Genomic DNA, 25,106 nt, shown 5'->3' with positions numbered 1-25,106 from the left:
ACGAACCTAAGTTAGCGGCCGGCTCCAAAGCCCGGCCATGATCTGAGGAGAACTGTGAGCGTCCTTGCCCGAAGTGTAGGCAATGCCTTCCGAAATAAGATCCGGACGGCGGCCGTCGTCGCCGTTTTAGCCGTAGCGATTGGTTTGGCTTTGTCCATGCTGGTAGCCAACCAGGCGGTGGGCAGCAAGGTGGCTGACCTCAACGCCTCAGTTGGCACAGTCCTAACAGTTAATCCCGCCGGTGGGCAAGGATTTGAAGGCGGTGGCGAGCCGCTGACAGCCGCTCAGCTGAAAACCGCAGCGTCGGTTGAGAACGTAACCTCCGTCGTCGGAACCCAGTCCCTGCGTTTGCGAAACGCTACAGAGGCAGCTGCACAGACTTCAGCTCAGGGAACCAACCAGGGCGGCCCGGCTGGCCCGGGTGGGGACACCAGCACCCAATTGACCACGTCACTGACGGCTGCCGTTGATGCTGGCACCTTAGGCAACCGCAACAACAGCTCTTCCGGGAATTCGTCTACGAATTCCTCCAGCAGCACTCCGGCCCGGACGTTTAGCCTTCCCATCACCGCAACGGGTGTGGGCGCCGAAGTTGATAGCACTGGCAAGGCCCTAAACATCACCTCGGGCACCGGTCTAGGCGACTACTCAGTGGCATCTACCAAAGCAATTCTGGGTACCACTCTGGCTGAGAAGAACAACCTGAAGGTTGGCTCCACCTTTACCATTGGCACCAAAAAGTACACGGTCGCTGGATTGTTCGACGCCGGAACCACCTTTGGTAACAACGCCCTGTACCTCACCCTTCCAGAAGCCCAAACGCTTAACAGCGCTACCGGCGAACTGTCATCGATGATCGTTACGGTCAACAGCATGGCAAACGTTGACTCAGCCAAGACTGCCCTTCAGTCGGCATTGGGTACCGATAAGGCCGATGTAACCCAGGGGCAACGGAACTTGGAAACAGCCGTTTCTTCCCTTGATTCGGTCAAAAATATCTCGCTGATTGCGTTTATTGCGTCCTTGGCCACGGCCGGCCTGATTGTTCTGCTGATTATGGTGATGCTGGTGCGCGAACGCCGCAAGGAGATTGGTGTGCTCAAGGCCATTGGTGCACCGAACCGCACCATCGGCATTCAGTTTGTGCTCGAATCCTTGGTCCTGGTGGCTATGGGATCAGTGCTGGGCGCGGTGATTGCGGCCTTGGCTAGTGGGCCGATTGCTTCGGCGTTGATTAGCTCCAACACTGCCACTTCAACCCAGACTGGTCCCGGCGGCCGTGGCGGGTTCGGTGGTGGCGCGGGCGGCCCCTTCGGTGGCGCCAACCAGTTGTTGACCTCGGTAACTGCGAGCGCTTCCCCCGGCGTCATTGCCGCCGGCATTTTGGCTGTGTTCGCTGTGGCAGTGATCGGTGCCCTTGTCCCTGCTCTGCTCACCGCACGTGTGCGCCCCATTGAAGTTCTGCGAGGAGAATAATCATGATTGAAGTCAAAGACCTGGTCCGTTCCTTCAAATCCGGGGACCACACCATCAAGCCTGTCAACGGCGTAAGTTTCAGCCTTGAACGCGGCCAGCTTGCCTCAATTGTGGGCAAAAGCGGTAGCGGCAAGTCAACCCTATTGTCCCTCCTCGGTGCGCTGGATAAGCCCACCTCAGGTGACGTAGTGGTGGACTCGGTTTCGCTCGCGAACATGCCAGATTCCAAACTCACGCAATACCGACGCCGGGACATTGGCTTTGTGTTCCAACAGTTCAACTTGGTACCGAACCTCAGCGCCCTGGACAACGTGATGCTGCCGATGGAGTTCGCCGGTGTCCCTAAAGCTACCCGCCGTGCCCGCGCTGCCGAGCTGTTGGAACGGGTCCAGTTGGATCCTGAAAAGCACGTCCGTAAAGCGAACCGGCTTTCTGGTGGCGAGCAGCAGCGTGTGGCAATTGCCCGGGCGCTGGCCAACGAACCGAAGCTCATCTTGGCCGATGAGCCCACCGGAAACTTGGATGAGCAGACCGGTGAGCACATCATTGAGTTGCTCCAGCAGTTGTGCCGGGAGAACAACACCACCATCTTGGTGGTCACTCACGACCGTGCCTTGGCTGCGAAAACGGAACGCCGTTTCCGTTTGCACCAGGGCCGTTTGACCGAGGAAGCCGGCGCTAAAACTTTGGCTGGCGTCAGAACCGAATAGCGTCAATAAGTGTAACTCGGGCTGCTACCAGTGCTGGGATGGCGCCAGCAATGGCGCCAACCAGCACTGCTGCAGCGAGCATCACGCCCACCATTGTGGCCACCGGAAAAACTACTCGCCGTTGACATCTCTTCCCAACTCCATCCGTTTTCTCCCCACAAACACGCTCCGTGCAGGACGTTGAAGTCAGCATGTACCTAGTATCAAAATCTTCGGTATGCAGTTGATCTGACGTGATGGGACACATCTTTGGCACCGGCTCGCCTAATGCGAAGATGTTCTTTATGACCGCCTACATTCAAAAGCCATGGCTCTCCTCCGAACACGATCAGGACCCACGTACCGCCACGGGGCGGCCCCTGAAGTGGGGTGTTGTTGCCACCGGCGGCATCGCGCACTCCGTCACCAGCGATCTTGCTCTCTTAGCCGATGCTGTCTTGTACGCGGTGAGCTCGCGCAGCCAAGCCAGCGCAGATGCTTTTGCCACAGAGCTCGGTTTCCAGCGTGCTTACGGGGGCAACGCGGAGAGCACCGGTTTTGAACAAATGTTTGCGGACCCTGACGTGGACGTGGTGTACATCGCCACTCCGCATGCCCAGCACTTCCGGATTGCCCAAGCGGCCATCAAAGCTGGCAAACACGTGTTGGTGGAAAAAGCCATCACCATCAACGCACACGAGGCCCAAGAGCTCATCACGCTAGCTCAAGAGCACAAGGTGTTCCTGATGGAAGCAATGTGGAGCCGGTTTTTGCCGTCCATCCAACGCGCATTCGAGATTGTCCAATCCGGGGAACTCGGCGAGATCAAATGGATCTCGGCGGACTTGGGATTCCCGGCCCCGTATGATCCCGAGGCTCGCTTGTGGGCAAGGCGCGACGGCGGAGGCGCACTTTTGGATGTCAGCGTCTACCCACTCTTGTGGCCGCTGGGAATTCTGGGATTTCCGCAAGCTGTCAGCGCCGTTGGAACCCTCACTGATCAGGGCGTGGATGCTCAGAATGCGTTGACTCTTGAGTACTCCTCCGGCGCCATGGCCCAACTGACCTCGAGCTTGTTGGCTTATGGCCCGCGCTCAGCAACTGTTGCCGGCTCACTGGGTTCGATGCAAACACACGGTTCGGTGAACAACCCTCACGAGCTGACCGTGACCATTGGACGCGACGGCACTCGGGTTGAGAAATTCTCCCCCGTAGGCATCGGCTACAGCTACGAACTTCGCGAAGTCACTCGATGCATCCAACAAGGGCTCACCGAGTCCCCCGTGATGCCACTGGAAGATTCCCTCAACGTGATGCGCTTGTTCGACGGCGCCAGAGCCCAACTCGGCATCACCTACCCCAACGACACTCACTAGCGGCCGAGTCTCTTTTCTAGGGGCGGGGCGCCGAATTTTCACGCAATCCACTCTTTAATGCCGGCGATGGCCGTGCAAATGCGCAAAGAATGACTCAACTAAAAACAGCCCGTCTGCAGCACCCTGAGAAGAGTGCCGCAGACGGGCTGTTTTTGTCCGGTTGCCTTACCGGATTTATTGCTTACTTCAGCGTGGCGATGACCTCGTTGAACGTCGCTGAAGGACGCATTACAGCTTCAGTCTTAGCGTCGTCCGGACGGTAGTAGCCGCCCAAATCGACTGGGGAACCCTGAACTGCCAGCAGCTCGGAAACGATTGCCTCCTCCTTGGAGGTCAGAGACTCGGCCACGGCTGCGAAGGCTGCGGCAAGTTCGGCGTCCTCGGTCTGCTTGGCCAGTTCTTGGGCCCAGTACATGGCCAAGTAGAAGTGGCTGCCACGGTTGTCGATTTCACCAACGCTGCGGCGCGGGGACTTGTTCTCCATCAGGAACGTACCCGTGGCACGATCCAAGGTGTCTGCCAAGATCTGCGCACGTGCGTTGCCTGTGCTGGTGGCGAGGTGTTCGAAGCTGACTGCAAGGGCCAAGAACTCACCCAGGCTGTCCCAGCGAAGGTGGTTTTCCTTGATGAGCTGCTGGATGTGCTTGGGAGCGGAACCACCGGCACCCGTCTCAAACAAGCCACCGCCGGCGATTAGCGGAACTATGGAGAGCATCTTGGCGCTGGTACCCAATTCCATGATGGGGAACAGGTCCGTGAGGTAATCGCGGAGCACGTTACCGGTCACGGAGATGGTGTCTTCACCGTTACGGATGCGCTTGAGCGTAAATGCGGTGGCGTCCTCAGGGGACATGATCTCGATCTGCAGGCCTTCGGTGTCGAAGTCCTTCAGGTAGTCCTTGACCTTCTTGATCAGCTGCGAGTCGTGCGCACGAGTCTCGTCCAGCCAGAACACGGCCGGGGTCTGCGATGCACGGGCGCGGGTGACGGCGAGCTTGACCCAGTCGCGGATCGGCACGTCTTTGGCCTGGCAAGCACGCCAAATGTCACCGGGGGCAACTTCGTGTTCGATCAGGACCGTGCCGGAGGAGTCGACGACCTGCATGGTGCCAGCTTCTTCAACTTCGAAGGTCTTGTCATGGCTACCGTATTCTTCGGCAGCCTGGGCCATAAGGCCGACGTTGGGAACCGTGCCCATAGTGGTGGGGTCGAAGGCACCATTGGCACGGCAGTCGTCGATAACAACCTGGTAGACACCGGCGTAGCTGCTGTCCGGGATCACTGCCAGAGTGTCGTGTTCCTTGCCGTCCGGGCCCCACATGTGGCCGGAGGTTCGGATCATGGCGGGCATAGAGGCGTCAACGATCACGTCACTGGGGACGTGGAGGTTGGTGATGCCCTTGTCCGAATCAACCATGGCCAAAGCGGGGCCTTCTTCGAGGCCCTTCGTGATAGCAGCCTTGATGCCTTCGCGAACCTCGACCGGCAGCTCGTCCAGTCCGTTGAAGATGGAGGCGAGTCCGTTGTTGGCACTGAGGCCTGCAGCTGCGATTTGTTTGCCGTAGGTCTCAAAGAGCTCAGAGAAGTAAGCCTTAACAACGTGGCCGAAGATGATGGGGTCGGAGACCTTCATCATGGTTGCCTTGAGGTGAGCGGAGAACAGCACACCTTCTTCCTTGGCACGGGCTACCTGGGCAGCTAGGAATTCGTCCAGAGCAGCGGCGCGCAGGACAGTTCCGTCAACGACTTCGCCAGCCAGTACCGGGAATGAGGGCTTGAGAACCTTGGTGGTGCCGTCTTCGCGGACAATCTGGATTTTGAGTGTGTCATCGGCCGGGATAACAACTGACTTCTCATTGGAGCGGAAGTCATTGCCGTCCATGGTGGCGACGTTAGTCTTGGAATCTGCGCTCCAAGAACCCATCGTGTGCGGGTTCTTGCGGGCGTAGTTCTTAACGGACAGCGGTGCCCGTCGGTCCGAGTTACCTTCACGCAGGACCGGGTTGACGGCCGAGCCTTTGATCTTGTCGTAGCGCGAGCGGATGTCAGTCTCTTCATCAGAGGAGGGGTTGTCCGGGTAGTCCGGCAATGCGTAGCCCTGGCTCTGGAGTTCGGCGATGGCCGCCTTCAGCTGCGGAACGGAGGCGCTAATGTTGGGGAGCTTGATGATGTTAGCTTCTGGGTTCTTCGCCAAGTGGCCGAGTTCGGCCAGTGCGTCACCGGTGCGCTGTTCTTCCGTCAGGTAGTCGCCAAATACGGCGATGATGCGGCCAGCCAGCGAAATGTCGCGGGTTTCCACTTCAACGCCCGCAGTTGAAGCGAACGCTTCCACAATCGGCAGGAACGAGTATGTCGCCACCATCGGCGCTTCGTCAGTGTGGGTATAGATAATCTTTGCCATTGGCTGGGCATCTCCCTGAAAGTCTGCAGATTTCAACATGTCTAACTTACCCGAGTAGGTGCCGTAATTGCTCATCCCGCCGCGCTCCCCTCCGCCGAATGGGTAGATAACGTCGTTATTAATCACCTCAAAACGACGTTATCTACCCATTCGGCAGTGAAGCGTACGTGGGAGCAGTGGCAGGGGTGCGGCGAGCCGGGCTGTGGAGTGAGTTTCGCCGTCGGCGTTGCAAATTTTGACAACTCTATTTACAAGCTTGTCAAAGCACGGTAATTTTCAGTTATCGCTTGCGGCCGAACCAGCCCAGCGCGGCCGCCCACCCAGAAAAGGTAGACAAACGATGAATCGAAGCAAACCCCTAGCCATCAGCCTTCTAGGACTTTCCGCGGCCGCCCTGTTTGCTGTTACCTCAGCCGGAGCAGCCACAGCATCACCCACAACACCTAACAACGGAGCCAGCCAGGTATCCAGTCACCAGACTGGTGCCACCGATGCCGCTGCCTATTGGACCGGGGATCGCATGAAGTCAGCTATCTCCGGCGACGTCATCGCAGCAAAGGCTCTTCAACGCGGCAATCGTAGTGCAGCCGAGGACGTGGTCAAGGGAGCCCCCACGTCGGTACCGGGCACCGTTGTTCCTGGCGCGATCCCAGGTACCCTTCTGGACAAATCTGCGGACACAACAGCTTCAGCCACTGCCAAAAAGCCCGTTCTGCAAGCCGCCAGTGAAACCCCAGTCAAAACTATTGGGAAGGTATTTTTCACTCTCGCGGGCTCTAACTATGTTTGCTCCGGAAACTCCGTGTCGTCGTCGAACCGTAGCGTTGTTTCTACAGCAGGTCACTGCGTGAATGAAGGCCCCGGCGCCTTTGCTACCAACTGGGTTTTTGTTCCGGCCTATAACAACGGATCCGCCCCGTACGGCAAGTGGACGGCAAAAGCGCTCTACACACCTAGCCAGTGGAGCGGCTCTGGCAACATGCAGTACGACACCGGATTTGCCGTAATGAACACCCTTAACGGCAAAAAATTGGCTGACGTTGTTGGCTCTTCAGGGATCCAGTTCAACCAGGCTCGCGGTTTGACCTACAAGTCCTTTGGCTACCCTGCCGCGTCCCCGTTCAACGGCGAAACTCTCAAATCCTGTACCGGAACGGCCACTAACGACACCATCAACCCACAGTTCAACTCTCAGGGAATCCCGTGCAACATGACCGGCGGGTCCTCAGGCGGACCGTGGTTCATTGGAACTAGCTCAACCGGGTACCAGAACTCAATCAACAGCTACGGCTATGGCACTAACTCGACCAAGATGTTTGGCCCGTACTGGGGATCTGTCATTCAGTCCACCTACTCAAGCGCCTCGGCAGCTGCCTAAGCACTGAGTTTTACTGCAGCCACCTTCGCTGCAGTCCCCTCAACCGCAGCTCTCGCGTTGACGGGGTACACGTCGAGTGGGTAGATAACGTCGCTTTGAGTTGGTTCAAAGGGACGTTATCTACCCATTCGGCGTTAAGTGGTGCGGACGCTCCGGTTGAGCACAGCTTCCCGAGTGGTTTCCAGAGCTTCAAGCGTTGACGGATAGCTCAGCCTAGCCACACTGACAAAAAGGCAGTCCACCACTGATAGTTGGGCGATGCGAGAAACCATGGCACCGGCTCTGAAGGAGGTCTCCCGGACAATCGTGAACATGCTGAGCTCAGCTGCTTGAACGATTGGCGATGACGGCACATTACTCACAGCAACGGTTACGGCCCCTGCCGCCTTTGCGCGCCGAATAAATTCCAGCGTCTCCCGGGTCCGCCCACTATGCGAAAAAGCAATCGCCACATCCCCTTCCCCCATCAGGGACGCTCCCATCAGGGCATCATGCAGGTCGCGGAACGAGGTAGCTTGGCGGCGGATCCGGAAAAGTTTGTATCGCAGATCGTCCGCGACGATCGCCCCCGCACCCACCCCGTAGATCAGGATGTGTTGCGCGGTATGGATTTTCTCCGCCACGGCACCCAACACCGCAAGGTCAAGACCGTTCAAGGTCTCCTGAATGCCCATCGTTTCCGTATAGCGAACCTTGGCCACCACATCGGCAAGAGAATCCTCTGGCCGGATGTCTTCACCAAACTTCTTTCCAACCGGCTCTGTGGTGTACTCACGGCCAATTTCGGTAGCTAGGGCAAGCCGCAGCTGGACGTATCCGCTGAATCCAATAGCACGGCAAAATCTGACCACTGACGGTTCAGAAGTGTTGCACAGGGTAGCCAGTTCGGAAATGGTCAGCCCAACAACGTGGTCCGGATCGGCAATGATCGCCTCGGCAACGCGCTTGGCTGCAGGTGCCAGCGTGGGCAAAAGAGAATGAATAGTGGACTGGATACTCACACACGACTCCGCTTGATGAAGGGTAGGCCCTTGCTCACGAGCTCCGAAAGTCTAGGGTTCACGGATTCTATGGCCTTACAGGTTCCGCTGCATCACGCGCAGCGAAGATATTGGCTGTGAATTTTAGCGTCTGAACCTTTGGCGCGGCCTCCGGCGTCAGTAGGAGTTCACAGCGAAGTGTCCCCGCAGAACCCGTGAGTAGCCACTCATGCCTGGCGGCTGTCACGCTTCGCCCGCGATCTACAGCTCCCCAATCGAGCGTTCCCACCATGGCCAGCGCAGACTGAAGTTGGTCCCGCCGGCTGACTATTGCCTCATCAAGTTCCACATTTGCAGCGAAGATTGAGCGGGCCAGCGGATCGTCCCACTCGCGAATAAGACGTTCGACGACGGCGCGCGCCGCCAGTGTTTCCGGCCACGGACCGCTGCTTGGCAGTGCAGGCTGCACGGCGCTGGGAAACGCGGCAATTTCGCGAGAAGAAGCCATGGCCGCCGCGCTGGCAGAGTTATCGCTCTGCCCGTCGAGTTCCGCGCCGAGCACTTCACGCACCAGTACACCCACGTTGGCGTAGGTGGCATTTTCAAAGCCCACAACGGCGTATCCGCTAGCCGGATGCCACGTCATATGCGAGCTAAAACCTGGATACCCACCTGAATGTCCAACGATTAATCCCCGCTCAGGATCATTCAAGATCCGCAGCCCAAGACCATATCCGCCGGCACTGCTGCCAGCCATCGCCGTAGCTGGGCTTTCAGGATCAACCAGAACGTGAAGACGCTGCATTTCGCGGCGGCTGGCCCTACTCAGCGGGGACGCCGGCTCTTCAGGGCCATCGTTAAACGCGTCAGCAAACCACGTTGCCCAACGCCCAAGATCGTTGACGGTACTAAACAAACCACCGATTGCAGAGAACGCTCCAGGTCCCGTAAAGGGCTGCAGCTCCCAAGAATCGCCGCGCCGCGAGTAGCCCTTAGCGACCCCACCGTTCGCTGGAACGCGTGAATCGAACCCGGTACTCAGGAGCCCCAACGGTTCGAGGAGCTCCTTGCGCACCACCTCGATGTACGCCGTTCCGGTGACTTTTGCAATGACAGCACCGAGCATGGCGTAGCCCAGATTTGAGTATTCGTACCCCGTCCCAGGTTTTCGAACGAGGCGAATCCCCGCAGCAAGCAATTCCTCAAAAGCAGCGTCCGGCATGGCTTCTTGCCGGTCCGCCCACGGATCGTCAGTGGGCATACCACCGGACATACTCAGAAGCATCCGCAGCGTGAGCGGCCCGTAGGGGATGTCAGCTGAGGGAGCCAGCAAACGTAAATGTGGCAGGTAGGTGACCACTTCGTCGTCGAGCTCTAAGAGCCCACGATCACGGAGGATCAAAATAGCGGCGGCCGTGAACGACTTGGTGCACGAGGCGATACGGAACGCTGTGTCTGCCTGCGGTGGGGTTCCGGCGTCGTCGATTTTTCCTTCTAAAACGGTTCGCTGGAGCCGGTTCCCGTTGAAAACACCGACGGCGAGCGCCGGTGCCATTCGGCGCCTCATACGTTTTCCAGGAAGTCTCGCAAAATGCGCTGGCCACTGCGGAGACTGGCTACTGGCACTCGTTCGTCAATGCCGTGCACGCCGTCCACGGTGCGGCCCTCCGGATCGGCGCCCAAGGGCGCGAAGCCGAAGCAAGAAATTCCCAACGGGGCAAACGCCTTGGCGTCCGTGCCGCCTCCCATGCAGTAGGGAACTACGACGGCGTCCGGGTCGTGCCGAGTGAGTGCCGTGCTCATCGAATCGAACCAGTGGGAGCCTGCGTCGGATTGGGTAGGCGGCTGGTGCGAGAGAAACTCTCGCGTAATTCCTGGCCCAAGAAGTGAGTCGATGACCGCCATGGTGGACTCTTCGGTCCCCGGTAGGCAACGAATGTCGATGTCCGCCTCAGCGGTGCCCGGGATGACATTCACTTTGTATCCGGCACGCAGCACCGTGGGCGTAGATGAGCAGCGAATAGTCACTGCCGCCACTGTTCCGGCGGCCCCCATGGTTTCGATGGCCAGTTGGACGCCTTCTTCGGTTTCTAGATCTGCGCGGTGGCCCAGCGCTGCAGTGGTCTGCTCGATGTAGGACTTAACGGCGGGTGTGAGGGTTAGTGGCCATTGGTGTTGGCCCACACGCTCGAGGGCCGAGATAAGAATTTTTACTGCATTCACGGGCACGGGGCGGGAGCCATGGCCCGAGGTGCCCTGTGCACGGACCCTGATGTGCAATGTTCCGCGTTCTGCTACAGCCACCGGATAGAGCCGGACGGGAGAACCGTCGACGGCGGTCAGCAGCGTTGCATGTCCGCCAGACTCCCCAATAGCTGCTTCGACGCCGGTAAATAGCTCAGGGTGTTCCGCTGCAAGCCAGAGAGCACCGTAGTCACCCTTGTCCTCTTCATCAGCAACAAATGCCACCACAATGTCGCGTTGTGGGCGGATTCCCTGCTGCGCCCACTCAAGCAAGGTGGCAAGGGTCATCGCCACCATGTCCTTCATATCCGAGGCTCCACGTCCGTACACATAGCCGTCAGCAATCTCGCCTGAGAAGGGATCACTGCTCCATTGCTCCGGCTCGGCTGGCACCACGTCTAGATGAGCGTGCACTAGTAAGCCCGGCAAAGTACGGTCTCTACCTTCGACGCGGAGCACCACTGAAGTGCGCTCAGGCGAGGGGCCTAGTAGTAGCGGCGCGTAGCCTGCACTTTGCAGCAAGGAAGCAATGTATTCGGCGCATTCCTTCTCCCCTGCACTTTTGCCTTCGCCATGGTTTGTGGTGTCGAAGCGGATGAGTTGCGAACATAAGTCGGCCGGGTCAAAAGCGGACTCGGGGCTAGCCATTGAGTGGGAGTCCACCGGAGGTGTTGGCAGATTATTTGTCACGGTTGGGTCTCCTTGCATGGTTTTCTGAACACCTCGGTTATAGGGTGAGCGTAAGTGAATTGCATCACGTTTTCCAAACCCGTAATTCATTTACATGCCCGTCACATCCACGACACATCTCTTGGATACTTTGAACCCGTCCCCCACATTCAGCGGGAATCGGCACTTCGGGGGACGTGGCACTACACCGATCACCACACAATGAGGGGAACGCGATGACACCCATACGAACCGCGGCTGCACCAGACCAAGCACCGCACAGCGCAAAAACACCCGGCACATCCAGACTTCGGCGAAGTATCCCGGCCGTTCTAGCAGCAGCCGTCATCGCACTGGCTCCCGCAGCGGGTACCCTCCCTGCGGCAACTGCCGCAAGTTCCGAAGCCAGCGGAACCACACTCAAACTCGCCCTCACCGGCGACATCGACTCGCTCAACCCCTTCAAAGCCATCTTGGCTAGCAGCACCAACATCCTTGCCTTGCAGTACCAGTCCTTGGTGGCCTACGGGCCAAAGAACAACGAGGACATTCCCAGCATGGCTGACAAGTGGGAGACCTCCCCGGACGGTAAGGTGTGGACATTCCACCTGCCCAAGGACCGCAAGTGGTCCGATGGTGAGCCGATTACGGCCAAAGACGGCGCATGGACATTCAAAGCCATCCAGACAAATGACGAGCTCAAGCAGGCCAACGGCTCGCTTCTGTCATCGGTACAGAGTGTAGAAGCCAAAGACGACGAGACCTTAGTTATCACGCTCAATGCCCCGCAAGCGCCGAACCCCGGAACGCAGCTTCCGATCATGCCAGAACACGTTTGGTCCAAGGTTGGGGATCCCGCCAAATACACCAATGACAAGGACACGGTTGGATCCGGGCCCTTTATTGTCACCAGTTATGACAAGACGGCTGGTGTCAGCCTGAAATCCAACCCGCACTACTGGCAGGGCACGGCCAAGATTGACGGCATCACTTACGCCCCGTACAAAAACACTGACGCTGCAGTGCAGGCACTCAAGACCGGTGAAGTTGATCTAATCAGCGGCCTCACTCCCGCCCAGTACAAGGCCCTCCAGAATCAGCCGGGGATCACCACCAACGCCGGCACTGGCCGCCGCTACCAAGCAATTGGCATCAACCCTGGAACCACAACGCCTGAAAACAAGCTGATCGGGGACGGCAACCCGGCCTTGCAGGACGTTCAACTACGCCGGGCAATTGTTATGGCGATTGATAACAAGACGCTTCTTGAGAAGGTTCTTCAGGGTCTAGGACAAGAAGCCACTGGTGAGGTTCCTCTCGCATACCCGCAGTACAACTGGGATACCAAGGACCTGCCGTTGAAGTACAACCCGAAGGCGGCCAACGAGCTGCTGGACAAGGCGGGTTACACCAAGGGTGCCGACGGGATCCGCTTGGACAAGACCGGAAAGCCACTCAAGCTCCGCCTTGCCGGCCGCAACAGCGAACCAACACACCAGCAGATGGCTGATTACGTCAAGCCGTGGTTGAAGGAAATCGGCATCGACGTCACCACAGTAATGAAGTCTTCAGCCCAGCTGAACGATGACTCAGTTGTTGGTAACTTTGACCTCTACTTCACCGGTTGGGGAATGGGCCCGGACCCGGACTTCCAGCTGTCCATCAACACTTGTGCTTCACGTCCTAATGCCGATGGCACAGGCGCAACCTCGGAAAACAACTACTGCTCGCCAGAATTCGATGCGATCTTCAAGCAACAGCACGAGGAACTCGATCAGGCCAAACGCAGCGCCTTGGTCAAGAAAGCTCAGGAACTGATCTACAACGCAGCGGTTAATAACGTGATGTACTACGCCAACACGCTCGAAGCGTACCGATCTGACAAGTTTGAACCGTTCGTCACGCAGCCTGAAGAAGGTGGCGTTATCACCGGCCAGAACGGCCCGTGGGGCTACTACAGTGCCACACCAGTGAGCAGCAAGTCCGGCACCGAGCAGTCTGATGGTGGCTTCAACCCAGCCGCTGTCATTGTGCCCGCTGTCATTGTGGTGGTGTTGGCTGCTGGCGGATTTGTTCTCTACCGCCGCCGTAACGCAACGGCAGGAGACCGCGAATAACAATGGAACCTACGCTCAGTGAACCCGTCCTCGCAGGGACCACATCTGCACCAAATTCTGCCGCAGAAGGCGGGCCAATCAAGGACATCGACGAACCTCGGCGCGGGGGCAGCTGGCCGCGTTATATCGGCGCAAAAGCCGGCGGCGCCGCCGTTTCCTTGGTGATGGTGGTTGTCCTTGGCTTCTTCGCCTTCCGTATCCTGCCCGGTGATCCTGTGCGCTCATTGGCGGACGGGCGGCAGGTGACACCGGAACAGATGGACATCTTGCGGCGGCAATACGGCCTAGACCAGCCTCTCCCGGCCCAGTTTTGGCGGTATTTGACGGACCTCTTTCAGGGCAAACTGGGCGATTCCTACACCTACAACCGGCCGGTCATGGAACTTATCCTGGATCGGATCGGCCCTACCTTGCTACTCACCGGCACCGCTGCCGCGCTGTCCGTTGTTCTGGGCCTCTGGCTCGGACAACGGGCCGCGTGGCGGCGCGGTAGCAACTTCGACAAAACTCATACCGGTTTGGCGCTGATCTTTTGGTCTGTCCCCACCTTTTGGTTGGGCCTATTGATGCTTTTGGTCTTTGCTGGAGGTTTGCGCTGGTTCCCCACCGGTGGAATGGTGACCGCTGGCGTTCAAGCCACAGGCTTCAACTACCTCTGGGATGTGGCACGCCACATGGTGCTACCGGTGTTGACCATGGTCGCCGTCGTCTACGCCCAGTACTTGATGGTCATGCGGGCATCCCTCCTTGAAGAAATGACCTCAGACTATTTGGTCACGGCGCGAGCCAAAGGCCTGCGAGAGGACGACGTACGCATTAAGCACGCTGTGCCCAATGCGCTTTTGCCCACCGTGACACTCATCTTTCTGACCCTGGGCGGTTTGGTAGGCGGGGCTGTGACGGTGGAGACCGTCTTCTCCTGGCCGGGCCTGGGTTACCTCACTTTCCAGGCGCTATCTGCCCCTGACTTCCCGCTTCTTCAGGGAACCTTTGTTGTCTTCTCTTCGATTGTGATCTTTATGAATTTCTTCGCCGACATCGTCTACCGACTCCTTGACCCGCGGCTGCGTGCATCATGAGCACACTGACCACTGGCCAACGCAACGTGGCCAACGCCCGGCGGATTCAACGGCTTCGTGAGGTCTGGGCGGAGTTTGCCTCAAACCGAGCCGGGCTCATCGGACTGATCTTATTGGGCCTCGTTATTCTTCTAGCGCTACTAGCCCCCGTGCTAGCACCCGAAGAGACCCTCGATGTCACACGCATCACCGCAGCTCAAAATGAACCACCAACATGGGCGAACCCTTTGGGCACGGACCCCTCGGGCCGGTCTATTTTGGCGATGCTGGTTTGGGGCGCCCGGATCTCTCTCTTGGTTGGTTTTGCTGCCACTGGTGTGTCCATGTTGATTGGCACAGTGGTGGGTATGGCTGCAGGCCACTTCACCGGAGTCACCCAAGGGGTGTTGATGCGAATCATCGACTTCTTCTTGGTTGTGCCAAGCCTGGTCTTGGCGATTGTGCTCTCCTCAGTGATTGGCCCCGGCGTTGCCACCATTGTGATTGCCATCGGGATCACCTCGTGGGCCGGAACAGCCCGCCTGGTACGTTCCCAAACGCTCAGCGTGGAATCCCGCGCCTACATTGAACGCAGCTGGGCCTTGGGAGCTTCGGACGCCCACATCATTGGCAAGCACGTCCTCCCGGCCGTGATGCCACTTGTCCTCGCCAACACCACCCTGACAGTAGGTTCGGCCATCATCGCCGAATCCACCCTGTCCTTCCTTGGCATGGGCGACCCCGGACAGATCTCTTGGGGGTCCATGCTCAAATCCGCGTTGGATACCGGCGCGGCAACCGGAGGCTATTGGTGGTTTGTCCTTACCCCCGGTATTGCAATCGTTGTTGTGGTGCTGTGCTTCACTTTGGTGGGGCGCGCCTTCGAGTCAGTTATTAACCCGACCCTGAGAGGCCGCTAATGCCGCGTCTTGAATTCAAGGACCTCCGGGTCACCTACTCCACTCAAGGAGAAGAAGGCCGCCGCTCGCTGACAGCGGTCGACGGCGTCAGCCTCGTCGTCGAACCCGGCTCAACGTTGGGTCTGGCTGGCGAGTCTGGCTGCGGAAAGTCCACACTGGCCATGTCAGTGCTCCGTTTGCTGCCTGCTAATGCCAAGGTGGAAGGCAGCATCTTGCTGGGTGAAGACAACGTGCCTGACCTCAGTTGGGGCCGTCTGCGCGCCGTGCGTTGGACTGAAGCAGCAATCGTTTTCCAGGGTGCCATGCACTCACTCAACCCGGTTCGCAAGGTCCGTGACCAAATCGCCGAGGCACTGCGTGTCCACGCAAAAGTGCTTCCGTACAAGGACGATGCTGCACGAAATGCACGTGTTGCCGAACTCTTGGAGCTGGTGGACCTCTCCCCGGCCAAGGGCGCTTCCTACCCTCATGAACTCTCCGGCGGGCAGAAGCAGCGCGTGATGATCGCGATGGCTTTGGCTTGCGATCCTGAGCTCATCATCGCTGATGAACCAACCACTGCATTGGACGTGATTGTTCAGGCACAAGTGCTGAACGTGCTGACTGCACTGGTGGCCTCACGCGGGCTCTCGCTCATTTTGATCAGCCACGACCTCTCGGTTCTTGCTGCCACTTGTGAGCGGATTGTGGTGATGCAGCAAGGAAAAATTGTGGAGGATGGTCCTTCTGCTGACGTTATGCGTAACCCGCAACACCCACACACCCAGGCCCTCGCCGCGGCGTTTCCATTGATCGGGGATCCTGCCTCTCGACTCCGTTTGCCCGGCTACACTGCGCCTGACGCACCCTCAGCAAACGCAGGGGAAAAGGCCGGCGCCTTTACTGCCCCCGACCCGGAAGATGTTGTGTTGGAGGCGCGAAACTTGTCCGTGACGTTCGCCGGACGCGGCGGCACGGTCAAGGCTGTGGACTCCGTGAATCTGAGCTGCGGCCGGGGTGAAATTGTTGCGCTTGTGGGTCAATCCGGGTCCGGTAAAACCACACTGGCTCGTACCATGCTTGCCTTGCAACGTCCCACCTCCGGGGACGTGTTGTTCGAAGGCAAACCGCTTTCTCACCATCGCAAAGCGCTCAAGGATTACCGGCGGAGCGTCCAGTTTGTGCTGCAAGATCCGTCGGCGGCACTGAACCCTAAGCACTCTGTCTACGAAGCCGTGGCCGAAGGGCCTCGACTGCACAAGTTGCCAGGGAACGAACGGGAAATCGTTACAGCGGCACTGCAAAAAGCCGAGTTGAACCCGCCTGAACGTTACCTAACGGCCATTCCTCAAGAACTTTCAGGAGGGCAGCGGCAGCGAGTGGTGATTGCTGGCGCTCTTGCCTTGGAACCGGAATTCCTGGTTGCCGATGAGCCGGTGGCTAGCCTGGATGCCTCCGTACGTGCCGAAATTCTTGCCCTGCTCTTGCGTTTGCGCTGTGAACTCGGCTTGGGTGCCCTGGTCATAACTCATGACCTCGGCTTGGCGTGGAACATCGCTGATCGAGTGGTGGTGATGTTTGAAGGTCAGATTGTTGAAGAAGGCAAGGTGGAAGACGTTTTGCTGAACCCTCAACACGAATACACCCGCAAATTGCTCAGCGTGGTGCCAACCAACAATGTGCTGGCCGATGACTCCAGCGTGGCCATCGGTTCGGACGCATGATGGAGCATCCGAAAACAACTGACATCTTGGCTCCGCTGCAGCTAGGTGACCGGGTGGGGCTGGTGGCAACTTCGGGGCCGCCAGTACCGGCGATGATTGAACGCTCGGTGGCACTTTTGGAATCGTGGGGGCTAGTTCCAGTACTTGGCGATCACCTTCGGGCTGCACATCCCCGCGCGTTGTATCTTGCCGGAACCGACGAGCAGCGGGCCGCTGACCTGCAGAACGCGTGGTGCGATCCAAGCCTCGCCGCAGTTTTTGTGATCCGAGGCGGCTACGGGTCAGTGCGGCTTTTGGACTTGCTCGACGTCGATCAGCTCCGTGCCGCCGAGCCGAAGCCGCTCTTTGGCTCCTCTGATATCACAGGGATTCACGAATTTTGGGGTGAAAAGTTGGGTTTGCCCTCGTGGTTTACCCCCATGCTGGCCACTGCTGCCTTGCTCGATGATGCTGTAGCAACTACAAGGCTCAAAGCGGCCGTATTTGCTCCCTTCCCTGGCCGGAGTTACACAGCGGCAACCGCCCAAACTCTCGTCAGCGGCACTGCCCACGGAATCCTTACCGGCGGAAATCTGAGCCTTCTGGTGATGACCTTGGGGGGCCGTGGGCGGGTGCTGCCGAACAATACCGGCCGAATCGCCTTACTCGAGGATGTCACCGAACCCACCTACAAGATTGATGGGATGCTGACCTCACTACTCCGGGCCGGCTGGTTCGAAGGATTGAGTGGCATCGTTTTGGGCTCATGGCAAGATTGCGGTGACCTTGAGGAAATCAAGAAGCTCTGTGTTGAACTACTCGGTCCGCTAGGCGTTCCCTTGGTGTGGGAACTGGGCTTTGGCCACGGACCTGCGGCACACAGTATTCCTCTGGGCGTTCCAGCCACCTTGCACGCGCCGGACGGAAGCCAGCCACGTTTGGTGTTGGACTAGTGAGAGCCACTGGCCTCAGCCCGGGGCACGAGTCATTGCATACCGAGCTGAAGCGTCTGCTAAGCGCTGCTGTCCAAACCGGTGTCACGCCGTCGGCCGTTTGCGCAGTTGCTGTGGACGGTGAACGGCTGCCGGTGATCACCGTGGGCGACGCTGTGCGTTTTGGTAGCGACGGTACTGAACTTCCGGAGCAAGAGCGGATCCCGGCGAGCGCCGAAACGCTCTACGATTTGGCGTCTGTGACGAAGGTTTTCACCGCTGTCACGGCGCTGGCACTAGTGGACGACGGCGTGTGGGACCTTGATCAGACGGTTCCAGTGCCGCTGGGCAAATTTGGTGTGACATTGCGTCAGCTTCTGACCCACACCTCGGGGTTGCCTGGGACGTGGGACGGCTGGCGCGGGCCGCTGGCTACCGGAGCAGTCTTTGACCGTGAAGCGCTGCTGGCCGATCTGCTGGCTCTTGAACCGCTTCACCAGCCTGGCACCCACTTTGAATACTCGTGCGCGGGATTCAACACCATCATGGCTGCGGCCGAGCAGATCACGGGAAAACCTTGGCTTCAGCTCGTCAACGAGAAGGTGCTCTCCAAAGTGGATGCCAATGGTGGGCTGAGTTTCACACCAGATCCGCTGTGTAGCGCCGCGACTGAGTACCAGCCGGAACTCGGCCGGGGCATGATTCGTGGTGTTGTCCACGATGAAGCTGCCTGGTCTTTGGGCGGTGCGTGCGGAAACGCTGGCCTGTTCGGCACCGCTGGTGCGCTCTTGGGCTTCGCCGAATTCTTGCGCGCAGGCTTGCCTGGCATCTTGTCCCCCACACTGGCAACTGCCATGTGGACGGATCAGCTCCGGGACGTACTTGGTAAGTTTCTGCCCACCTCTGGAGCCGAATTCGGCCACGGTCTGGGGCTAAGAATTGGCCAAGCCGCGTGGATGGGATCCCCACATGCGCGCGGCCACAACGGCTTCACCGGTACCTCATTGTTGGTAGACCGCGATGCTCGAATGAGTGTTGTTTTGCTGAGCAATCGGGTGCATCCTCGGCGCGAGATTTCCGACTTCCAACCCGTTCGTTTGGCCGTCTCGGACACGGTCTACTCTCATCTCAGCTAGGAGCCACCATGCCCGTTCAGTCTGACTATAGCGACGGCGTGCCCACCATCGCGTATTGCCTCACAACAATGGATGGTGCTGTTTTATCCCAACGGGAAGCTGACCTTCCGTTCTACTCGGCAAGCACTATCAAGCTCGGCGTGATGGTGGCAGCAATCAGGGCTGTGGAACGTGGCGAGCTGGACTTGAACCAAGAAATTGCGGCGGCACACACTTTTCCCTCGGCCACCGGCACCGAAGACTTCACCTTTGAACCCGAAGAACGGGACATGGGGATGCCTTCGCCCGGAACGCTGATGCCGCTCTCTGAGGTACTTCGGCGCATGATCACTGTCTCCTCAAATGAGGCTACCAATCTGGTGGTGCAGCTGGTTGGGCTGCCCGCGGTCAACGACGCTTTGTCTGCCTGCGGGGCAGCCTCTTCGCGTATGGAGCGGATGATCGGCGACATCCCGGCACTGCGGGCTGGGTTGAGCCACCAAGTGACTGCACGTGATCTGACAGCCGTGATGCGCGCCATTGTGACAGGTGCCGTGGCTGGTCCAGAGCTGACGGAATTGATGACTCAGTGGCTGATGGCTCAAGAGTTCGGAGATCTTGGCGCGGAGCTGGATTCCGCAGGCGCCGAGGTGCGTTGGGGTAGCAAGTCCGGCTGGGTCACCGGCATTCAACACGATGTTGCTTTTGTTGCCCCACAAAACGGCTTCCTCAGCGACGGCTACGTTTTGGCAGTGTGTACCCGGGCCTACGAGGAAAAGGACGCCTTGCCCGCCATCCAAGCGCTTTCACGGATGGCTTGGGAACTGCATAGGGCAACACAGTAGCTGCCTAAATCCTAGGCGAGGGATTCTTAGCCGAGAGCCAGCCCGCTAATTCCCAGGCCGGGGGCTGTGGAACGCTGAATGTTCATACCCTGATATTCGATCCCTCCGCGCACAGGAGAGGCGGTGAGCCACAGCCCGCCGTCGAGGTCCTGCGCGGCAGAACGGCCGTCACTTCCAGAACGGCCGTCAGCTACAGAGCGGCCGTCACTTGCAGGCAACTGAGCGGCGAGTGCTACCGCTGCACCAATGCCCACATGGCTCTCCAGCATGCACCCAATAACTACATCTATGCCTTCGGCAGTGGCCCGTTCCAGAAGTCTCAATCCGTGCCGGAGCCCACCCGTTTTAGCCAACTTGATGTTCACCATGGGTGCGGCCTGGTAGCGCAGTAATTGCTCTAGGTCTTGGAGGTTCCAGAGACTTTCGTCCGCCAAAACCGGGGTCTCGACGGCGGCACTCACCTGCGCGAGGCCTGCCCAGTCCCCTGCCGGTACTGGTTGTTCTGCAAGCTCTATGTTCAAGCCTGCGTCTTCCAATGCCCGGATCACCCGGATGGCCTCCGAGGCGTTAAATGCTTGGTTTGCATCGATGCGCAACACGGTCTGGTCCCCGGCGGCCGCACGCACGGCTTGCATCGAGGCAAGGACGTCCATCCGCGCGTCGAGCTTTACCTTCAGGCAACGGAACCCGGCCGCCACATGTGCAGCTGCTTTAGTGGCGAGCTCCGCTGGCGGTGCGACGGAAAGCGTTATGTCAGTCTCGATCTTCACTTGGGGTACTTTGGCTAAGGCCTTGATACCGAATCCAGACTGAGCTTCGCCGCTAGCGATAATGCTGGCTAGATAAGTTGCCAGATCCACACCGTGCTGCTGGGCTGCTAGGTCGTGGAGGGCACAGTCCATAGCCATACGGGCAGCCGGTGGTTCCGTGCTTTGTTCCAACCGTGCCAGGGATTCGCTGAGTTCCCCGGGCAGCGCACCCCCCAACCCCGTACCAGAGTGGGCATTTGTGCCGTGCAATCCGCCATCTTGATGAAGAACTAGGGCGGCCAGCGGGCCTTCAATGCTGGCGACTGCTTGCTCAGTGGAGAGGCGTGTGACTTTACTGATCGGCGCCTCACCCCAGCCGCTGAACCCATCCGAATCGATGGCTTCGACTAGCACTGTCTCGAGCTCAGTGGCGCTGCGAACCGCGGTGGTGAAGTGTCCCACTAGCGGCACACGAACGCGGTGAACCCGCACTTCACGCAGCCTAGCCATGTGGCTCCTTTTTGCTCTCCCCTGCTCCCCTTCCGCCGAGTGGGTAGATAACGTCGTTATGAATCACTTCAAAGCGACGTTATCTACCCATTCGGCGGTGGTTGAGGGCGAGTCGGGGGTTATTAGTGGAAGAAGTGACGCGAACCGGTGAAGTACATGGTGATGCCGGCTTCCTTGGCCGCTGTCACCACTTCCTCGTCCCGCACGGAACCGCCAGGCTGAACAACCGCGCGGACACCGGCGTCGATCAGGATTTGCAGACCGTCGGCGAACGGGAAGAACGCGTCGGACGCAGCAACAGCACCACGAGCACGCTCGGGAGCACCCGCACCGCTCGCGTTGGACGCTCCACCGGCACCGTCAACGTCAGACTCAACAGCAACACCAAGCGTGTTGGCCCGTTCCACGGCCAAGCGGCAGGAATCCAGTCGGTTCACTTGGCCCATTCCAATACCCACTGCCGCACCGTTGTTGGCGAGGAGGATGGCGTTGGACTTCGCTGCGCGGCATGCGGTCCACGCGAAGGCGAGATCGGCGAGGGTTGCGTCGTCGGCGGCTTCACCTGCGGCAAGGGTCCAGTTGGCGGGGTTGTCGCCGTCGGCGTCTACCTTGTCGCTCGCCTGAACCAGCATTCCGCCGGAGACCTGACGGAATTCAGTGGGGTAACGTCCGTAACCCTCAGGCAAGGCCAGGAGGCGGATGTTCTTCTTAGCGGAAAGAATTTCCACGGCTTCCGGCTCAAAGTCCGGGGCAATCACCACTTCGGTGAAAATGCCGGCAACGGTGCGGGCCATTCCGGCGGTCACAGTGCGGTTCGCGGCAATGACACCACCAAAGGCGGAGACGGGATCGCAGGCGTGCGCCTTGGCGTGGGCATCAGCAATCGGGTCCTCGGAGTCAGGGGAAGCAACCGCAACACCACAAGGGTTGGCATGCTTCACCACAGCCACTGCGGGCTCGGAGAAATCGAAGGCTGCGCGCAGGGCGGCGTCGGCGTCAACAAAGTTGTTGTAGCTCATGGCCTTGCCGTGCAGCTGATCAGCCTGAGCAATACCGGCCGGAGCCGCCTTGTCCACATACAGGGCAGCCTGCTGGTGCGGGTTTTCGCCGTAGCGCAAAACCTCGGATCGCTCCAGGGCGAGGCCGGCGTAGGCGGGCCAGTCGATCTGCCCGTCGCCGTCTTCGTCCAGGAACTGGGAAGCGGTCCACGTTGCGACGGCGGTGTCGTAGCTTGCGGTGTGGGCGAAAGCACGTGCCGCGAGACGGCGTCGGGTTTTCAGATCAAAACCGCCAGCGGCAGCGGCCTCAACGACGGAATCGTAGATGGCCGGGTCGGTGACGATGGCAACCGATGCGTGGTTCTTGGCGGCGGAGCGCACCATGGCGGGGCCTCCGATGTCGATTTGCTCCACCACATCATCTTGGGCGGCGCCGGACTTGACGGTTTCAACGAAGGGGTAGAGGTTGACCACCACTAGGTCAAAGGCTTCAATGTCCATCTCGGCGAGGGTATCCACGTGGGACTGCAGACGGCGGTCGGCCAAGATGCCACCGTGAACGCGCGGGTGCAGGGTCTTTACCCGGCCATCAAGCATTTCCGGGGAACCGGTGACTTCTTCCACTTCCTGAACCGGGATTCCGGCGGCGGCAATTTTCTTGGCTGTGGAACCGGTGGAAACAATCTTGACGCCAGCGGCGTGAAGGCCCCGTGCCAGCTCCTCCAATCCGGTCTTGTCGTACACAGAAATCAATGCGCGACGGATGGGAACACGGTCAAATTGCGTCAAGGTCACAAAAGTCTCCGGTGGGAATCGCTAGTGGGAGGGCTGGGTGCCCGGCCAGTTTATCGCGTCCACGCGCCGGCCTCCCCTCTGCGCCTTTGTATGACTCTGCGCCTTTGTATGACTCGTACCTTGGCGTGACTCGTACCTTAGCGTGACCGGACACGCGAGGCGCCGGGATAGAGTTGAGACATGGATCACTTTGCGCCCAAGGGCCCCGCGCGGATGGTTCTTGCGGCGGACATTGGCAAGAGCAAGTGCCGCCTCGAATTGCGCGAAAATCACGTGGTTGGTGCAAAAGTTTTGGGCACCGCCGAAGCCCCTGGTTTCGCCGGCCTAGCCACTGAGGGTGGCTCACGGAAGGCGTTCGAATTAATCGCCGACGCCGCCACTCACCTCCCCGTCCACGGAGCGGTCAGCGTTGGTGCAGCAGTCGCCGGCGTAGCCGCAGACACCGCTGGCGGTCAGCGTTTGGCCACCGAACTTGCCGCTCACTTCCGCGGGGATGTCACTGTCCTTTCGGATGCCACCGCCGCCCAGCTCGGCGCTTTTGGTTCCAATCCCGGCACTGTGTTGATTGTTGGCACGGGCGCCGTTGCGTTCCGCTTTGATGGCGCCGGTGAGCTGCACCGGGCTGACGGTTGGGGGCCGTTTTTGGGTGATCGAGGCAGCGGCCGGTGGATTGGTCAGGCGGGCCTGAGCGCCGTCTTGGAAGCGTACGACGCCGGCCCGGCCACTACTCTCACGGCCGCCAGTACCGCTATGGTCCGGTCCCCCGAGCTACTTCCTAGCTGGTTGGGCAGCTTCGAGAACCCTTCGCGGCCGTTAGCTAGCTTCGCTCCGGCTGTTGTGGCCGCCGCTGAGAACAAGGACGTTGTGGCCGCCAAAATCATTGATCAGGCCTGCAAGTACTTGGCCGAGTCAGTCCGGCGGGCTGGCGCCTCGGGCACATCTAGCGTCTCAGGCACGATTAGCGATTCAAGGACAACTAGCAGCTCGGATGCAAGCAGTGGAACAGCAACGGTTTCGGTTTTGGGCGGCCTTGCCAGCTCGCCGTACTTTGCCCGCACCTTGGCCGCAGCATTAACCCAAAACGGCTTCGCCGTCGTCGAACCTGTTGGCACCGGGCTGGACGGCGCAGCACTGGCCGCCGGCCCTGGTCCGCTTTTGCAGGAAAGGCACCTTTACCGTGAATCAGCCCGCTGAATCCGCTGCCTACTCTGAGGATCTAGGCCCGCTCCGCGCCGAGCTAGCCAGCCTCGCCACCGAGCGCAGCAACCCGGATTTTCAGCTCCTAGACACCATGAGTACTTCCGAGTTGGTGGCGGCGATGAATGGTCAGGATGCGCTGGTTGCCGCGGCAGTGAGCAAATCCCTCGGGCAGATCGCGCAGGCTGTTGACGCAGTCACCCAAAAGCTAGCGGCTGGCGGCAGGTTGATTTACACCGGTGCTGGGACGGCCGGCCGGATTGGTGTGCTTGATGCGTCCGAATGCCCACCAACCTTTGGCACTCCTGCGGAAATGGTGGTTGGTGTGATCGCGGGCGGTAGCCGTGCCGTGCAGCATGCTGTGGAGAACGCCGAGGACAACGTTGAAGCTGGCGCAGCCGATTTGCATGCGTTGAAACTGAATAAAAACGACGCCGTGATCGGCATTTCGGCATCCGGTCGAACCCCCTATGTTTTGGGTGCCTTGGCTGCGGCCCGGGAGGTTGGTGCGTTTTCGGCAGCGATTGCGTGCAACACCGGTTCGGCAATTGGCCAGGCCGCGGACGTTGCCATTGAAGTTGAAGTGGGACCGGAGTTTGTGACGGGTTCTACGCGTTTGAAGTCCGGTACTGCCCAAAAGCTGGTGGTCAACATGATCAGCACTCTGAGTATGGTCAAGCTGGGCAAAACCTACGGGAATTTGATGGTGGATTTGCAAGCCACTAATGCCAAGTTGCGTGCCCGTTCCCAGCGCACCGTCCAACAGGCAACAGGTGTGGACGCAGATCAGGCAGCAAACGCTTTGGAGGCGGCGGACGGTTCGGTCAAGCTCGCCATATTGTTGTTGCTTACCGGTGTCACACCCGACGCCGGACGTGCAGCTTTGGGGCAAGCCAATGGTTTTCTGCGTGAGGCCATCACAAAAACCCGCTGAGCACCCCCGCAAGAACCGGGCCGCGTACTAGAGTTTTCCCA

At 59.2% G+C, this 25,106-nt stretch carries 19 protein-coding genes; 13 read left to right on the top strand and 6 right to left on the bottom strand.

The window, feature by feature from the left end; genetic code table 11:
* Positions 1-54: 54 nt before the first annotated feature.
* The 3 genes from ACQQCD_RS02775 (at position 55) to ACQQCD_RS02765 (ending at position 3,541) form a co-directional block, all read left to right on the top strand.
* Positions 55-1,476, top strand: a complete 1,422-nt coding sequence (locus tag ACQQCD_RS02775; RefSeq protein ID WP_430266873.1) for an ABC transporter permease — start codon at positions 55-57, stop codon at positions 1,474-1,476.
* A gap of 2 nt (positions 1,477-1,478) precedes the next feature.
* Positions 1,479-2,186: an ABC transporter ATP-binding protein gene (locus tag ACQQCD_RS02770; protein WP_430266872.1), complete on the top strand. Its 708-nt coding sequence runs from the start codon at positions 1,479-1,481 to the stop codon at positions 2,184-2,186.
* A gap of 284 nt (positions 2,187-2,470) precedes the next feature.
* Entirely contained in the window at positions 2,471-3,541 is a 1,071-nt protein-coding gene (locus tag ACQQCD_RS02765; protein WP_430267026.1) for a Gfo/Idh/MocA family protein, read from the top strand.
* 181 nt (positions 3,542-3,722) lie between these two features.
* Here the strand turns inward: ACQQCD_RS02765 and ACQQCD_RS02760 are convergent, their stop codons facing one another.
* Positions 3,723-5,942 (bottom strand): NADP-dependent isocitrate dehydrogenase, encoded by a 2,220-nt coding sequence (locus ACQQCD_RS02760; protein ID WP_430267025.1) that lies wholly within the window; start codon positions 5,940-5,942, stop codon positions 3,723-3,725.
* Between the two features lie 340 nt (positions 5,943-6,282).
* Between ACQQCD_RS02760 and ACQQCD_RS02755 the strand changes: the two genes are divergently transcribed.
* Positions 6,283-7,320: a trypsin-like serine peptidase gene (locus ACQQCD_RS02755; RefSeq protein WP_430266871.1), complete on the top strand. Its 1,038-nt coding sequence runs from the start codon at positions 6,283-6,285 to the stop codon at positions 7,318-7,320.
* 134 nt (positions 7,321-7,454) lie between these two features.
* On the opposite strand, the gene ACQQCD_RS02750 is transcribed toward ACQQCD_RS02755, so the two are convergent.
* From ACQQCD_RS02750 to ACQQCD_RS02740, 3 genes are all read right to left on the bottom strand, one after another.
* The gene (locus ACQQCD_RS02750) at positions 7,455-8,321 is read right to left on the bottom strand and encodes a MurR/RpiR family transcriptional regulator (RefSeq protein ID WP_430266870.1); all 867 of its coding nucleotides are present in this window, start codon (positions 8,319-8,321) and stop codon (positions 7,455-7,457) included.
* Positions 8,322-8,388: 67 nt separating this feature from the next.
* Positions 8,389-9,855, bottom strand: coding sequence for a serine hydrolase domain-containing protein (locus tag ACQQCD_RS02745; RefSeq protein ID WP_430266869.1), 1,467 nt, complete (start codon positions 9,853-9,855; stop codon positions 8,389-8,391).
* 8 nt (positions 9,856-9,863) lie between these two features.
* On the bottom strand, positions 9,864-11,234 hold the full coding sequence (locus ACQQCD_RS02740; RefSeq protein WP_430266868.1) for a M20/M25/M40 family metallo-hydrolase: 1,371 nt from the start codon (positions 11,232-11,234) through the stop codon (positions 9,864-9,866).
* Between the two features lie 215 nt (positions 11,235-11,449).
* On the opposite strand from ACQQCD_RS02740, the gene ACQQCD_RS02735 reads away from it, so the two are divergent.
* The 7 genes from ACQQCD_RS02735 to ACQQCD_RS02705 are packed head-to-tail and all read left to right on the top strand — an operon-like array spanning position 11,450 to position 19,882.
* Complete coding sequence (locus tag ACQQCD_RS02735) at positions 11,450-13,330, top strand: ABC transporter substrate-binding protein (protein ID WP_430266867.1); 1,881 nt, start codon at positions 11,450-11,452, stop codon at positions 13,328-13,330.
* Positions 13,331-13,332: 2 nt separating this feature from the next.
* Positions 13,333-14,409, top strand: coding sequence for an ABC transporter permease (locus ACQQCD_RS02730; protein ID WP_430266866.1), 1,077 nt, complete (start codon positions 13,333-13,335; stop codon positions 14,407-14,409).
* A complete protein-coding gene (locus ACQQCD_RS02725) occupies positions 14,406-15,308 on the top strand; it encodes an ABC transporter permease (protein WP_430266865.1) in 903 nt (300 codons plus the stop codon). The genes ACQQCD_RS02730 and ACQQCD_RS02725 overlap by 4 nt, the downstream gene beginning before the upstream one ends.
* Complete coding sequence (locus ACQQCD_RS02720; protein ID WP_430266864.1) at positions 15,308-17,011, top strand: dipeptide ABC transporter ATP-binding protein; 1,704 nt, start codon at positions 15,308-15,310, stop codon at positions 17,009-17,011. Before ACQQCD_RS02725 ends, ACQQCD_RS02720 begins: the two co-directional genes overlap by 1 nt.
* The gene (locus ACQQCD_RS02715) at positions 17,008-17,943 is read left to right on the top strand and encodes a S66 peptidase family protein (RefSeq protein WP_430266863.1); all 936 of its coding nucleotides are present in this window, start codon (positions 17,008-17,010) and stop codon (positions 17,941-17,943) included. The genes ACQQCD_RS02720 and ACQQCD_RS02715 overlap by 4 nt, the downstream gene beginning before the upstream one ends.
* Positions 17,943-19,058 (top strand): serine hydrolase domain-containing protein, encoded by a 1,116-nt coding sequence (locus ACQQCD_RS02710; RefSeq protein ID WP_430266862.1) that lies wholly within the window; start codon positions 17,943-17,945, stop codon positions 19,056-19,058. The genes ACQQCD_RS02715 and ACQQCD_RS02710 overlap by 1 nt, the downstream gene beginning before the upstream one ends.
* 8 nt (positions 19,059-19,066) lie before the next feature.
* Positions 19,067-19,882, top strand: a complete 816-nt coding sequence (locus ACQQCD_RS02705; protein WP_430266861.1) for a serine hydrolase — start codon at positions 19,067-19,069, stop codon at positions 19,880-19,882.
* Between the two features lie 26 nt (positions 19,883-19,908).
* On the opposite strand, the gene ACQQCD_RS02700 is transcribed toward ACQQCD_RS02705, so the two are convergent.
* Positions 19,909-21,141 carry an enolase C-terminal domain-like protein gene (locus ACQQCD_RS02700; protein ID WP_430266860.1) on the bottom strand — a complete coding sequence of 411 codons (1,233 nt, stop codon included), beginning with the start codon at positions 21,139-21,141 and terminating at the stop codon, positions 19,909-19,911.
* A gap of 122 nt (positions 21,142-21,263) precedes the next feature.
* The gene (gene purH / locus ACQQCD_RS02695) at positions 21,264-22,934 is read right to left on the bottom strand and encodes a bifunctional phosphoribosylaminoimidazolecarboxamide formyltransferase/IMP cyclohydrolase (protein ID WP_430266859.1); all 1,671 of its coding nucleotides are present in this window, start codon (positions 22,932-22,934) and stop codon (positions 21,264-21,266) included.
* A 180-nt stretch (positions 22,935-23,114) separates the two neighbouring features.
* Between purH and ACQQCD_RS02690 the strand changes: the two genes are divergently transcribed.
* Positions 23,115-24,128 carry an N-acetylglucosamine kinase gene (locus ACQQCD_RS02690; protein WP_430266858.1) on the top strand — a complete coding sequence of 338 codons (1,014 nt, stop codon included), beginning with the start codon at positions 23,115-23,117 and terminating at the stop codon, positions 24,126-24,128.
* Positions 24,112-25,065: an N-acetylmuramic acid 6-phosphate etherase gene (gene murQ / locus ACQQCD_RS02685; RefSeq protein WP_430266857.1), complete on the top strand. Its 954-nt coding sequence runs from the start codon at positions 24,112-24,114 to the stop codon at positions 25,063-25,065. The genes ACQQCD_RS02690 and murQ overlap by 17 nt, the downstream gene beginning before the upstream one ends.
* Positions 25,066-25,106: the final 41 nt, after the last annotated feature.

It is taken from the genome of Pseudarthrobacter sp. J1763, from assembly GCF_050490295.1.
In the GTDB taxonomy this organism is placed as follows: domain Bacteria; phylum Actinomycetota; class Actinomycetes; order Actinomycetales; family Micrococcaceae; genus JBNPEO01.
The sequence above is the reverse complement of the archived record's forward strand: the minus strand, read 5'-3'. Positions and strand labels throughout refer to the sequence as shown.

Coding starts and splice junctions, on each gene's coding strand:
- ACQQCD_RS02770 (WP_430266872.1), top strand. CDS start 1,479: ATGATTGAAGTCAAAGACCTGGTCCGTTCCTTCAAATCCGGGGACCAC.
- ACQQCD_RS02765 (WP_430267026.1), top strand. CDS start 2,471: ATGACCGCCTACATTCAAAAGCCATGGCTCTCCTCCGAACACGATCAG.
- ACQQCD_RS02760 (WP_430267025.1), bottom strand. CDS start 5,942: ATGGCAAAGATTATCTATACCCACACTGACGAAGCGCCGATGGTGGCG.
- ACQQCD_RS02755 (WP_430266871.1), top strand. CDS start 6,283: ATGAATCGAAGCAAACCCCTAGCCATCAGCCTTCTAGGACTTTCCGCG.
- ACQQCD_RS02745 (WP_430266869.1), bottom strand. CDS start 9,855: ATGGCACCGGCGCTCGCCGTCGGTGTTTTCAACGGGAACCGGCTCCAG.
- ACQQCD_RS02735 (WP_430266867.1), top strand. CDS start 11,450: ATGACACCCATACGAACCGCGGCTGCACCAGACCAAGCACCGCACAGC.
- ACQQCD_RS02730 (WP_430266866.1), top strand. CDS start 13,333: ATGGAACCTACGCTCAGTGAACCCGTCCTCGCAGGGACCACATCTGCA.
- ACQQCD_RS02725 (WP_430266865.1), top strand. CDS start 14,406: ATGAGCACACTGACCACTGGCCAACGCAACGTGGCCAACGCCCGGCGG.
- ACQQCD_RS02720 (WP_430266864.1), top strand. CDS start 15,308: ATGCCGCGTCTTGAATTCAAGGACCTCCGGGTCACCTACTCCACTCAA.
- ACQQCD_RS02715 (WP_430266863.1), top strand. CDS start 17,008: ATGATGGAGCATCCGAAAACAACTGACATCTTGGCTCCGCTGCAGCTA.
- ACQQCD_RS02705 (WP_430266861.1), top strand. CDS start 19,067: ATGCCCGTTCAGTCTGACTATAGCGACGGCGTGCCCACCATCGCGTAT.
- ACQQCD_RS02700 (WP_430266860.1), bottom strand. CDS start 21,141: ATGGCTAGGCTGCGTGAAGTGCGGGTTCACCGCGTTCGTGTGCCGCTA.
- ACQQCD_RS02690 (WP_430266858.1), top strand. CDS start 23,115: ATGGATCACTTTGCGCCCAAGGGCCCCGCGCGGATGGTTCTTGCGGCG.